The organism is Planctomycetia bacterium, from assembly GCA_034440135.1.
Taxonomy (GTDB): Bacteria; Planctomycetota; Planctomycetia; order Pirellulales; family JALHLM01; genus JALHLM01.
The window spans coordinates 1-13,225 of the sequence record JAWXBP010000092.1; the positions used below are offsets into that span (position 1 = coordinate 1).

9 protein-coding genes are annotated in these 13,225 nt (G+C 62.1%); 4 read left to right on the forward strand and 5 right to left on the reverse strand.

The features are described 5' to 3' along the window. Positions 1 to 338: 338 nt before the first annotated feature. Positions 339 to 938: a hypothetical protein gene (locus SGJ19_05360; protein ID MDZ4779660.1), complete on the forward strand. Its 600-nt coding sequence runs from the start codon at positions 339 to 341 to the stop codon at positions 936 to 938. A gap of 116 nt (positions 939 to 1,054) precedes the next feature. After that, a complete protein-coding gene (locus tag SGJ19_05365) occupies positions 1,055 to 3,613 on the forward strand; it encodes an ATP-dependent Clp protease ATP-binding subunit (protein MDZ4779661.1) in 2,559 nt (852 codons plus the stop codon). A gap of 236 nt (positions 3,614 to 3,849) precedes the next feature. Here the strand turns inward: SGJ19_05365 and SGJ19_05370 are convergent, their stop codons facing one another. From SGJ19_05370 to SGJ19_05385, 4 genes are all read right to left on the reverse strand, one after another. Beyond that, complete coding sequence (locus tag SGJ19_05370) at positions 3,850 to 6,066, reverse strand: hypothetical protein (protein MDZ4779662.1); 2,217 nt, start codon at positions 6,064 to 6,066, stop codon at positions 3,850 to 3,852. A gap of 194 nt (positions 6,067 to 6,260) precedes the next feature. After that, complete coding sequence (locus tag SGJ19_05375) at positions 6,261 to 8,786, reverse strand: c-type cytochrome (protein MDZ4779663.1); 2,526 nt, start codon at positions 8,784 to 8,786, stop codon at positions 6,261 to 6,263. A 264-nt stretch (positions 8,787 to 9,050) separates the two neighbouring features. Then, positions 9,051 to 9,455, reverse strand: a complete 405-nt coding sequence (locus tag SGJ19_05380; GenBank protein ID MDZ4779664.1) for a hypothetical protein — start codon at positions 9,453 to 9,455, stop codon at positions 9,051 to 9,053. 74 nt (positions 9,456 to 9,529) lie between these two features. Further along, a complete protein-coding gene (locus SGJ19_05385) occupies positions 9,530 to 9,883 on the reverse strand; it encodes a hypothetical protein (protein MDZ4779665.1) in 354 nt (117 codons plus the stop codon). A 407-nt stretch (positions 9,884 to 10,290) separates the two neighbouring features. Here SGJ19_05385 and SGJ19_05390 point away from each other — a divergent pair, with 407 nt between their 5' ends. After that, a complete protein-coding gene (locus SGJ19_05390) occupies positions 10,291 to 11,208 on the forward strand; it encodes an HDOD domain-containing protein (GenBank protein MDZ4779666.1) in 918 nt (305 codons plus the stop codon). Between the two features lie 198 nt (positions 11,209 to 11,406). After that, entirely contained in the window at positions 11,407 to 11,922 is a 516-nt protein-coding gene (locus SGJ19_05395; protein ID MDZ4779667.1) for a tetratricopeptide repeat protein, read from the forward strand. A gap of 277 nt (positions 11,923 to 12,199) precedes the next feature. On the opposite strand, the gene xerD is transcribed toward SGJ19_05395, so the two are convergent. After that, the gene (xerD, locus tag SGJ19_05400) at positions 12,200 to 13,138 is read right to left on the reverse strand and encodes a site-specific tyrosine recombinase XerD (GenBank protein ID MDZ4779668.1); all 939 of its coding nucleotides are present in this window, start codon (positions 13,136 to 13,138) and stop codon (positions 12,200 to 12,202) included. Between the last annotated feature and the right edge of the window lie 87 nt (positions 13,139 to 13,225).

Consider the following 13,225-nt stretch of genomic DNA (forward strand, 5'->3'; position numbering starts at 1 on the left):
ATTCCGCCGCTAAATCGAGTGCTCGCTCCACCGCCGGTGTAAACGGGAGTTTCATATCCTGCCCATTCTGCCATTTAACCGGGTTGATCCCAAGGTCCGGAGGGAGCTGGAAGTTTTCAGTGTTCAGTTTTCAGTAGGTTGCTATTGAACAAGCCAGTTTCAAGACACTGAAAACTTCCAACTCCCACCCCTTTTGTCCTTCCTCGACCATCCCCGGCATCTAACCCCTTATACAACCGAGTTTTGCCTTGCTGGGTCTGTTATCGAGGGGTAAGATTCCGGCGGTGTGGCTGGTTGACGCTTTTTGAGGAGACGGCCGGTGGCGGCCGTGCTCGAGGATGCCCGAGGCAAGGACGCCTGCGCCCCGTTTGCCGTTGTGGCTCGGCCTTTGGCCGGGATTGCCGCAATTGTGGCTGCACGGCCGTTTCGCCGGGCTGGCGGCGGCGATCGGATTTGCCGTTCTGCTGGATTTCGTACTTGCCACATCTCTTGTTTGGACCGAGATTTGGGAGCCGCGCGTGGCCGCCTTATGGTGGTCGGGCGTGGGGCTCGTGTGGGGCGGTTCGTTGCTGTGGTGGGTCGCCGCTGGAAGGCGTCAGCCGAAGCCTCAGGCCGCCACGCCGGCGGGGGACTTGTTTCCCCTCGCCATGACCGAATACTTACGAGGGAACTGGTTCGAGGCGGAACGTCAGGTGGCCCGGCTGCTGAGGGCGGCGCCGCACGACGTGGAAGCGCGGCTATTACGCGTTTCAATCCTCCGTCGAACCGGCAAAAGAGTGGAGGCACGGCGTTTGCTCGATGTGCTCAGCCGCACAGACGCCGCGACAAAATGGCAGTTTGAGATTGAACGAGAACGCGAGCGGATCACCACCGACGAAGAGCTGGGCCGCGAAGCACAGCCGATCGATTCGGCTCAGCACGAAAAGAACGCCGCGTAGAGAGTAGACGCTGTCGGCGGGATTTCTGACGAGGGAGCAGCAGTCGCGATACCTGACCTTCTGGCGGTCGATTGGGAACAGTCGACGTCGGAGTTGCTACCGGGAGAACAAGACGGATGTACGAACGCTTTACTGACCGCGCCCGCAAAGTGATGCAGCTTGCCAATCAGGAGGCTCAGCGGTTCAACCACGAATACATCGGCACCGAGCACGTGCTGCTGGGACTCATCAAGGAGGGGAGCGGCGTTGCCGCGAATGTGCTCAAGAATCTGGACGTCGATCTGCGCAAGATCCGTCTGGAAGTCGAGAAGCTCGTCCAGAGCGGACCCGACATGGTCACCATGGGCAAGCTGCCGCAAACGCCGCGCGCCAAGAAGGTGATTGAGTACGCCATGGAAGAGGCGCGCAATCTGAATCACAACTACGTGGGTACCGAGCATATACTGCTCGGCCTGCTGCGCGAGCATGAGGGGGTCGCCGCCCAGGTGTTGATGAACCTTGGGCTGAAACTCGAAGAAGTCCGCGAGGAAGTCTTGAACCTACTCGGCCACGGCATCGAGGGAAGCGAAGGGGGCGAGCGTCAACCGAGCGGCGGAGGCGGAGGCGGTGCTGCCGGCGCCACCGGCGGTGGCGAGACCACGACCCGCTCCGGCAAATCGAAAACCCCAGCGCTCGATAGCTTCGGCCGCGATCTCACCGAGTTGGCCCGACAAGGCAAGCTCGATCCGGTGATCGGCCGCGAAAAGGAAATCGAACGCGCCATTCAAGTCCTCTGTCGCCGCACCAAGAACAACCCGGTGCTGCTGGGCGAAGCGGGCGTCGGCAAGACGGCCATCGTCGAAGGCTTCGCGCAACGCGTGATCGACGGAAATGTCCCGGAATTGCTCGCCGATCGCCGCATCGTGGTCTTGGACCTGGCGATGATGGTTGCCGGCACTAAATACCGCGGTCAGTTCGAAGAGCGGATCAAGGCGGTGATGAACGAAGTTCGCCGCGCGAAGAACACGATCTTGTTCATCGACGAATTGCACACCCTGGTCGGCGCCGGCGGCGCGGAAGGGGCGATCGACGCCTCGAACGTGCTCAAGCCCGCGTTGGCTCGCGGCGAAATCCAATGCATCGGCGCGACGACGCTGGACGAGTACCGCAAGTACATCGAAAAGGACAGCGCGCTGGCTCGCCGCTTCCAGGAAGTCATGGTCGAGCCGTCCAGCAAGCCGGAAACGGTGGAGATCCTCAAGGGGCTCCGCGATCGTTACGAAACGCATCACCGCGTGCAGATCACCGACGACGCCCTCGAAGCGGCCGTCGAGTTGTCGAGCCGTTATGTGACCGGACGCTGCCTCCCGGATAAGGCAATCGACGTGATCGACGAAGCCGGCGCACGCGTACGGCTCAAGGCGATGACTCGTCCGCCCGATTTGAAGGAACTCGACGAGGAAGTCGAGCGCCTCAACAAGGAAAAGGAAGAGGCGGTCGCCAACCAGGACTTCGAAAAGGCCGCGCAACTGCGCGACTCGGCCGATAAGCTCAAGAAGAAGAAGCAAAACCTCACCAAGGACTGGCGCGAGAAATCGCGCGAGACCGACGGCGTCGTCGACGAAGAGGTCATCGCCGAGGTGGTCTCCAAGATGACGGGCATTCCGCTCACGCGGATGAGCACCGAGGACTCCAAGCGCCTGATGGAGATGGAGCACGACCTGCACAAGCGGGTCATCAGCCAGGACGAGGCGATCAAGTCGATCTCGAAGGCCGTGCGGCGCAGCCGGAGCGGTTTGAAAGATCCGAAGCGCCCGACCGGTTGCTTCATCTTCGCCGGCCCCACGGGTGTCGGGAAGACGTTGCTGGCGAAGGCGCTCGCCGAGTTCATGTTCGGCGATTCCGACGCGCTGATCCAGATCGACATGTCCGAGTACATGGAGAAGCACAACGTCAGCCGACTGATCGGCGCCCCGCCGGGCTACGTCGGCTTCGAGGAAGGCGGCCAGTTGACGGAAAAGATCCGTCGCCGTCCGTACGCCGTGGTGCTGTTGGACGAAATCGAGAAGGCGCACCCGGACGTCTACAATATGTTGTTGCAGATCATGGAAGAAGGCCGCCTGACCGACAGCTTCGGTCGGAACGTCGACTTCCGCAACACGATCATCATCATGACGACGAACGCCGGCGCCGGCGCGATCAAGAACGAAGCCCAGTTCGGCTTCGGCTCGCCGGACAAGGACGGCAACTACGACAGCATGAAGAGCCGCGTGAAGGACGAGATCGAAAAGGTCTTCCGGCCCGAGTTCCTCGGCCGCGTCGACGATTTGATCGTCTTCCGTCACCTCTCGAATGAGGACTTGAAGCAAGTGGTCGACTTGGAACTGAGCAAGGTGCGCGACCGGCTCGCCGAGCGCGGCCTCAAGCTCGTACTCACGGACCAGGCCAGAGAGTTCATCGTCAAGAAGGGTTCCGACCTGGACTTTGGCGCACGTCCGCTACGCCGGGCGATCGAGAACTTCATCGAAGACCCGCTCTCCGAGGAGCTCCTCAAGGGCGAGTTCAAAGGCAAGGACATGATCCGCGTCGAAATCAAGGAAGTGGCCGGCAAGAAGCAACTGTTCTTCGAGGGACTCAACTCCCAAGAAGGCGAGCCAGTTGGCGCCGGAGCGACCGGAGCGTCGGACGCGAGCTAAGCGTTTGACGCAGTGTTCGCAGAGAAATTCAAACCCCGCGGCGATGCACTTCGCCGCGGGGTTTTTTTTATTGATTCAGCGCGGGGTACCTGGGACAGCGGCATAAGAGGAGCTGCCACAATCGTCCAACTCACTGGGGCTTCGCTTCACGATGTTGATGAGTCAAACGATGCTCCAGCTCGATGGAGGTCAGCTGTCCATGAGAATGCCCCAGCCCCAGGCACCCATCGTTTGTTTCAACTGCCATTGCCGAACGTCTGCGCCAGAAATCGTTGCGTGCGCGTGAATAGCGATTCCGGCGCTACCTGGATCGACGCGCGGGCGGCGCCGCCGACGAGCGTACCAGGGGGCCGGGCTGCGAGTTCCAGGCGGACCTGGTAGAGCGTTTCCAGCGGGGCGGCCTCGGAGATCGGGCCGTCGCGGCGTGTGGGAAGGAGGCCGCGGGCGGTGAGTTCCGGCGGGGCGGTTTCCATGTCGAGGGGCGTGATCTCGGTCACACGGGCGGCAACTGCCGTGCCGCGGGACTGGTCGCTCACGACTGTGGCGGTTTGCCCGACGGCGACGCGGGTCACGTCGGCTTCGTCGCACGCCAGCAAAACGTCGACGTGGCTTGGATCGCCCACGCTGCCGATCACCGTCTCGGGCAAAAGCGTGGCGCCAATGTTCGACGGCTCCAGCGGCGAGCCGGACCAGGTGGGCAATTCATGAGGGCCAACGGCTGGATCGACGCGCGCGGCGGGCAACAACACGCCGTCGATGGGCGCTTTGATTTCCAGTCGCGCGAGTTCCAGGCGGCAGTTCCGCAGGCGTTCGTCGGTGTCGACAAGAGCCTCACGCGCGGCTGGCAGTCGGAGCGAGGCGTCGTCATCGCGGACGCTGAACTGTTCGAGATGCGCCACGTGTAATGCGCGATACCGCTGCTCGCCCAGTAGCCGGGCTGCTTCTTCAAGCAAACGATGATTGACGAGCCGCGCGACGGTCTCCCCCTCGCGCACGGTGGTTCCGGCCGGGAGGGCTTCCGCGAGCGAGCCTTCGACCAGCACATACAACTGCCGACTCGCGCGCGGCATGATCACGCCGGGCGCTTGCACGCGGCTGGGCAGCGGGATGAACGCCAACGCCGCCAAGAGCGCGAACGATGCGCCGCCACGCCACGCCAGTCGCCGCCAGACCGGTTCGCCGGAGAGCGATTCCAAGCGCGCAGCGCGCGCCATGCGCATCGCCGACGGAGTGACCATGCCGGCGGCGCAGGCGACGGCCGCCATCGCCACGAGCGGCCCCGCGCCCCAGGGGCGCAGCCACTGGTAACAAAACCAGGCCAGGCCGCCGAGCACTGCGACCGAATAAGCCAGCGACGCGATCGCATAGCCGCTCAGCCAGCGCGGTAGTCCCAGGGCGAAATGCTCGCGCGGCGCGACGCCTGCGAATACGGCGAGCAGTTGTTCCTCGACGCGCGCGAATGCTTCGTCGCGCAGGTTGGGCGTCGCGACGAGGTCGGACAGCACGTAGTAGCCGTCGTAGCGCAGCAAGGGATTTCCGTTAAAGACGAGCGTGCCGATTGAGCACACCAGCAATACGCTCAAGCATAGCGAGTTGAGTGGGCCCGGTGCGCTGAACCACCAGAGAAAGAGCGCGAGCGAGGCCAACAGCAATTCCACGGCGATGCCCGCGGCGCCGATCGCGGCGCGTTGCCACTTGTCCGACAACGTCCAGGCGTCGGTCACGTTGCAATACAAACACGGCACGCCAGCCAGCAACATCACGCCGAGTTCATGGCAACGGACGCCGAAATGTCGCCCGACGAGCCCGTGTCCCAATTCATGCAATACTTTGACGAGGCTCAACGCCAAGACAATCCAAATGGCGTTCTCCAGACGCAGAAACGCCTCGAGCGGCGGCAGTTTCGCGGTGAGTTGATCGAAGCGCGTGATCGCCAAAAGAGCCGCGCAAATCACGAGCGCCGCGCCAACCGCGAGCGCCGTCGGCGTGAAGGCCCAGCGCATCCAGGGATAGAGCGACTCCAACAATCGTGCAGGATCAATGCCGCGGAAGCGAATCGCCCAGGGTTGCAGCAATGCGGAGATGCATTGGCGGCGCGCACGACGTTGGGCTTCTTCCCATAGCACCTCGGCCTGTTCCACGCCCGGCGCGAGCACCAGATTGTCAGCCCGTAAGCGACGCACGAGCGCTTCGAGTTGCGCGGGCTCGATCCGCCGCGGCGCGAACTGCAGCTCGAATTCCCGGCAAAGCTGTCCGAGACTGCGCTCCCCGTCGAGCCGCTCCCAGAGCCAAGCCTCTTCCAGGCCGAGTTCAAAATAGCGCAGCGAAATCGGATCCTTAACGACCACGGTCATGCCCTGCCGCCGCGCGACGGAGCGCGCCACGAGATCGCCACGCCGCTTCACCGCTAGCGGCCGCTCCTCCACCCGCTCCTCGCCAGCCATCCTGGGCATCACGATAGTCCTTGGTTAACCGCGAAAGACGCGAAATGGCGCGAAAAGAAAATGCAGAACAGTTTTGGTCCACGGAATACACGGAAGGACACGGAAGAAATCCAACTCTCATTCCTTTTCCGTGTCCTTCCGTGTATTCCGTGGACACTACGCCTTCCGTATTTCTTTCGCGCCCTGTTCGCGTCTTTCGCGGTTCACTTTCCGTCGGTTTTCTGAAACATCGCGTGGTCGCGGTTGCCGCGGGCGAGTAGGTAGGCGATCAGGTCCTGAATCTCGTCTTCTTGGAGCGTGTTCAGCAGGCCTTCCGGCATCATCGAGACTTTGGACATTTCCATCGCTTCGACGTCGCCGCGGTCCACGTTCGTCATATTTCCCGGATCGAGCATATTTTCGACAATGTTGAGCGAATCGCCGGAAAGATTCGCCACGCGGCCGGTCACGGTCTTGCCGGCCTTGGTTTCAATGGTGATCGCCGCGTATTGATCGCTGATCGTCTTGTTGGGATCGACGATCGATTCCAGCACGTCCTTCGCGCTGAAACGCCCGGCGACGGAGGTCAAATCGGGGCCGACGGAACCGCCGTCGTGTTCGAAGCGGTGGCAAGCGGCGCAGGCCACGGCGCCGTAGATCGCGCGGCCGCGATCGTAGTTCCGGCCGCCTTGAAATCCGGACTGCACGAGTGGAACCAGTTCGTCGAGCGAATATTTCCGTACGAACTTGCGCGCTGCGAGCAATTCTTGCGGCGAAGTTTCCTTTGGCGTCTGATCGAGAATCGGCTTCAGCGCCGCCTTCTCTGCGTCCGTCAAGTTCGCCAGCGCTTGTTCGCGGATCGTCTTCAACGAGCCCTTGAACGTATTGCCGCCGCGATAAGCCACCGCTTTCGTGACGAACCAGGAGAAATACTCTTCCCGCAGCGCCGGCGTCCAACCGACTTTGAGCGCCCGCAGCGACAACGCGTAGTCGATCTGCTCTTCCTGCGTCGGCGCTTCCAGCATGGCCTTCACAATCTTTTCGGCCGCTTCCGGCGCTTGTAAGTAGACGAGCAGTTGAGCCAGCTCCGAGTTCAGCTCGCGGCTTTCGGCGGGGAACTGTGCGGACAAGCGGCCAGCCAGTACTTGACGCGTGCCTTCCGGCGGATAGCCCAGTCGAGTGAAGGTCAGCGCGAGCGCGCGATACCAATCGAGTCGATCCGCCGTACTCAGCCGTTGCATCGACAACTCTAGGTGCGCTCCAATGAAGTCCTTGCGCACAAACTCGTTCTTATCGCCGGCGCCAGGCGCTCGATGGATTTCGTCTCGTCCGCTCACGCGCGCTGCCGCCACCAACGCCGGAATCGCAATGCGTGGATTCTTTTCATTGAACGCCTTCACGATCCATTGGCCTGGATCCTGCCACTCCAGCGCAAGCCGCGCCGCGTAACGAATCGCCCGGTCTTCGCTGGCCAGGTACGGCCAGACCGTTTCGACGGCCGTCGGATCGGCATGGCCGTGGAAGGCTTCGAGCTTTTGTCGCAGTGCGCGTTCCGCCGCGAATTCGTTGTTTTCCGGCGCGGGCGCTGTGGACTCGCCGCCGGTGTAAGTCACGCGGTACAGCGCCGACTGCGTCCGCCGTCCGCCGACGGCAAAATACATCGCGCCGTCGTGCGGGTTGATGATGACGTCGGTGAGCGCCAACGGTTGGCCGCTGATGAACTCCTCCGATTCCGCGACGTAGCTGCTGCCTTGCGGCTTGAGATGCACCGCGCGGAGTTTGCCGAAGCTCCAATCGTTGATGAACAGGGCTTCCTGATACTTCGCGGGGAACTTTGCGCCGTAGCCGAACGTGATGCCGGTGGGCGAGCCGGGTCCGATGTCGACGATCGTGCCGAGACTGTCGATGTAATGCTCGGGCCACTTGCCGGACCCGTTGCGAAAGCCGTATTCCGCGCCGCTGGTGACGTGATTGATCCGTGTCGGGCGATACCAGGGGACGCCGATGTCCCATTCCATGTCGGCGTCGTAGGTGAAGAGTTCGCCTTGATGATTGTAGGCCAGATCGAATTGATTGCGGAAACCGACCGCGAGCAGTTCCCAGTTCTCGCCGTTCGGGTCGCAGGTGGCGATCCAACCTTGCGGCGCCATCGAGCCGTCCATGAACCCGGTGGGGATCCGCGTGATCAGATTGTCTTCGCCCCAGTTGTTCGGCACGCGCGACTTGGCGAACTCGGTGATCTTGCTCTGATTGCCGACCACGATGGCGAGCGATTTTCCGTCGGGCGTGACGACCATCGAATGCGCGCCGTGCTCGCCGCCGGCTTCCAACGCGCGGAGGAGCTTGATTTCATCATACTTGTCGTCGCCGTCGGTATCGCGCGCGCGATAAAGCCCGTGCTGCTGGTCGGTGTCGTTGACCATGATGTACAGGCTGTCGAAGGCGTAGAGCAGCCCATGCGCGCCGCCGACTTCCAGGTCGATCGGCTCCAACTTGATCTCGCCTTGTTGACCGATCGCTGGCGGCGTGACGCGGTACAGTTTGCCGTATTGATCTCCGACGATCAGTCGCCCTTTGGGGTCGACGCACATCGACACCCAGGAGCCTTCTTCGTCCTGCGGAACCGTGTACAGCAGCTCCAGCCGAAAATCTTTGGGCACAATGACGTTGCCGGAGGCCTCGTCCTGGGCGGCGGCGAATCGCGGCAACGCCAGACACGCTGCCAGGACGAACAGATAGGTGGCTCTCATGGTGGGCGGCAGATTTCCGGGAAGGAATGGGCGAAGGCGGGAACCAAGGCGCGCAAGGCGACCGGCACCCGATTTTATTTGCCCGCCCGCGGAAACTCCACCCTGCCACGCGTAAAACGCCAAGAAAGCGACGCTTCCTCGTAGCTCTTGGAGCCGGAAGCGTGAGCGCCCGGAGAGATTCGCGACCGACTCTATTGCCAGCGCACTTCCGGCGCGGACGCTTTTGGGTCGACGGACGAGTTCGATGCAACTCGCCGACAAACGCTAGCGCCGCCCATTCAGCGTGGGATAGTAATGCGAGTAAAAGAAACCAGTGCGGTTCCCATAAGCTGGACTGAACGAAGTCTGATGGCCCGTCGGCCGAAACGTGGTCTCGCCGCGCTGATCTTGGGCCGACGACGCAGCAACGGAAGATTGCAGTTGGGAAATCTGGCGTTGCGTGTCCTGGTTCTGCCGTCGTTGCTCGACGGCCGGGCGGACCAAAGTCTGGTAGTTGGGCAAACCGCCGCCCTGGGGCTGCAGCAGATTCAGGTAGGGACTCACCGTGGGGCGGTTGTAGAGCGAATTCTGGGTCCGCCGATACGCGTTATTGCGCTGGGCAAAGCACTCGTCGGCACACAAGCTCAGACCCGCCACCGCCAATGTCGCACAAATCGCCGTACGCAACATGATTTCGCCCCCCGCGAGGTCACTTCGCCCTGATCGGAACTACACGTTCACTCTATTCCGATCGACAGCCAGGGTCAAGAAATCCCCAGCCCTTCGACGGCGTGGCGGCCGTTGATGGTCAGTTCGGGCCGTGTCGCTCGATCATGAGGGTCCTGCGGGACGCCGCGCCGCGCCCGGCGGCGTTCCGCGTCATTGCCGGCCATCAGCGCCAAGAGCGAAACGCCCAGTTGGAACGAGCCCACCAGGAACGGCTGGCCGTGGAAACGCTCGACCTTGTGGGTGGGCCAGCGGTCGATCCGTTCCCAGCCGGCCTCGGTGCGGCGCCACGTGAATCCCGGCTCGGCATTCATTTGCGCCGGCTGAGGCCAATGCGCGAGCGTCCAACCGGCGAAACTGAGAAACACGATCACAAGAAGGACAAACCGCACGTGGAAGCTCGCGACGAGAGGAGCGATGAGGCCAACCGACGTTGCGGGAAACAATCGCAAAGTCGGGGCCGGGCCACGTCGCGGCACGGGTATCTCGCCGGAACCCTCGTGAGAGCAAAAGGTTGGGTGGATTTTCCTAGAGCGGCGGAGTTGGCGATTGTCGCGAAATCGCCACGTCGTAGGTGGCATCCATGTGGCGATTTTTCGACATCGCGAGATTGGGGCGAAGCGCTCCGAAAGTGCCCTGACGCAGATGCGGCATAACCCGGCCGCGCACCGCAACTTCGTGGCAGGTCAAAACTTGTCGGACGCCGAGTTTCGACCTAGGTTTTCAACGAGGCGCAGGAGAACTGCCGCGCCGCCATGCCCCGATCCACGTGTTGAAGGAAGAAAGCGGAACTTCCCCCATGACCCAGGCAAACGGCGTCACGAAGGTCGACCTAGACAAGGTCCTGGCCACGGCTCAACTCCCCGCTCTGCCGCAGAGCGCGATCAGCCTGCTGGAGCTTTCACAGAACCCCAAGAACGGCCCCGACGAATTCGCGGTTCCCATCGAGGCCGACCCCGGTCTGACCGGCCAGGTGCTGAAGTTCGTGAATTCGTCCTACTTCGGGTTCGCCCGCGAAATCTCGAACGTCAAGCACGCCATCACGATGGTGGGCATCCGCACGATCAAAAACTTCGCGCTTTGGAGCGCGGTGTTCAGCCTGATGCCGAACCCCAAGTGCGGGCCGTTCGATCTGAAATCGCTGTGGCAAGATTCGTTGCGTCGCGGCTTATTCGCACGCAACATGGCGAAGCTGCTGGGATTGAAGGACGCGGAAGAACCGTTTGCCGCGGCGTTGCTGCAAGACATGGCAGTGCCGCTGCTGGCGAAGGAGTTTTCCAGCGTTTACGAAAAACTGCTCGTCAAGCGCGACGGCGGCCGTATCCGTCTTTCGGATTTCGAGATGCAGGTCTTCGGTTGGACGCATGCCGACGCCGCGGCGAAGATGGCCCAGCAATGGAATCTGCCGGCCGACTTCGTACAACTCGTGGCCTGCCACACGCACCTGAGCGAATTGCTGCAGGAACAACCGCGCGACGCCGCTCGCGTCTCCGTGGCCTTGTCCTCGATGTTGCCGGCCGGCGCCGACGCCAATTGGTACGAGTGCGCCGAGTTTGACGACTACTATCGCAGCCTCGCGCCGAACGGTCCGTCGACGTTGGAAATGTTGGGACAGGTCGACAACGATTTCGCCGAATTCGCTCCCGTGTTGAAGCTGGCGAAGCCGGCCAAGTCGCTCGTCGAGTGCTTCCAGGAAATGGCCGCGCCGGTCGCCTGAGTCCCCGTCGAAGGCCCCGCGAATCGCCGTTACGACCCAATAGCGCGGATTCTCTTCGCCGCCACGGCGCTCCCAGAGCGTTGACCGCTGCGGCGCACGCCCAAATTCGATTGGGCGATTGCTGGCCCGCTGAGTAAAATAAAGCGGGTGTGGCTGACCCTCGTGATGGGCGGCCGCCAGCGACGGGAGGGCCGCGGCATGACGCTTGCCAATCGCTTACGCACGCAACAGCGACTCCGCCAGGCCGAGGGCTACCTCGAACTGGGCATGCCGCAACATGCGCTCGACGTCCTGGACGACGTCAACGACGCCGGTCCGTCATGCGGACGGCTGTCGCTCCTGCAAGGCTACGCGTTGCGGGCGTTAGGACGTTACGTCGAGGCAATCTATCCGTTGGTCGCAGCGTCCGAGACGAATCCCAACGACATTCATGTCTGGCTCGCGTTGGGCTGGTGCTACAAGCGGATCCAGCGTCTCGATTTGGCCATCGAGTCGTTGGAACATGCGCTGGAAGCCGCGCCGGACCAAGCGCTGATTCACTACAATCTGTCGTGTTACTGGAGCCTGGCCCGCAACAAGGAACGGACGCTGGAATACCTGGCCCGGGCCTTGGAACTGGACGCCGATTATCGCGACCTGATTCCCCAAGAATCGGACTTCGACGCCTTGCGCGACGATCCGGACTTCCGCTCGCTGATCACGCTGGAAGTATAGCGCGGGGAGTTTGAAGTTTTCAGTGTTCAGTTTTCAGTGGACTGGACGCTCCCCGTTTGGTTGTGGCAGGGTCCCTCTCACGTTGTAGCACGGTCTCCCGACCGTGCTACTGGCCCGACCGAAGGTCTCCATTTCCGGCCAGCCGCATCACTGGCCAGTTGAGCAACGGTTTCCGAATCGAACCGTGGTACGGTCGGGAGACCGTACCACAACGTTCTTCGCGAGCGACGTTCTCACTGAACACTGAAAACTGAACACTGAAAACTTCAAACTCGCGCTACGCGCGCGGATGAAACTTCCGGTGGATCGCTTTCAAGCGTTCGTGATCCACGTGCGTATAGATTTGCGTGGTCGCGATGCTGGCGTGTCCGAGCAGTTCTTGCACCTGGCGTAGATCCGCGCCGCCAGCGAGCATGTGCGTGGCGAAGCTATGGCGAAGCGTGTGCGGGCTGACGTCGCTCGGAGCGCCGGCGCGGGCGACGAATTTTTTTACCAGTTCCCAGATGCGCTCCCGGCCCAGGTGCTGTCCGCGCGACGAAAGCAACAGCCATTCGGGCGGCGATGTCGCGCGGGCTGCGCTCGTTGGACGTTCCTTTTCCACATAATTCCGCACCGCTTCGACGGCGCGCCGACCCAAGGGCACGATCCGCTGCTTGTCGCCCTTGCCGTGGCAGATGCAAAATCCGTCGTTGAGATGCACGTCGCGCTGTCGCAATGAGGACAATTCCGAGGCGCGACAGCCCGTCGCGTAAAGCAGTTCCAACATCGCGCGATCGCGCCGCCAATGGGGTTCTCGCTCCAGCGGCGTTTCCAGCAGCGCGTTCACGACCGACGGCGACAGCACCTGCGGGATGCGTTGCCAGAGCTTGGTGCTGCCCAGCAATTCGGCGAGGTTATCGCGCACCGCTCCTTCGAGCTGCAGGTAGCGGTAGAAGATTTTCAATGAAACCAGGTGTCGCGCCACGCTGGCCGGGGCGAGCGACTGCCTTCCGAGCCAGGCGGCGTAGTCGGCGAGTTGCTGAATCGTTAAATCCAGCACGGATCGCCGTTCCAGCCAAGAGAAGAACCGGCGCAAATCGCGACGGTAGGCCATCACCGTGTTCTCGGCCAAATGGCATTCGTTGGTCAAATAGCCAATGAACGACGCCAACCACGGATGCTCCGCCGCGGGTTTGGCGATCTCCGGCTGAGGTTTCTTGCGAAGGGGTGCGGCCAAGACTCGTTTTCCCGGGAAGGACGACCTGACAGCGATGCTCATTCGGCCCCGATAGCCGTTGACTTGAGCCAAACTGCCTCATCCTGC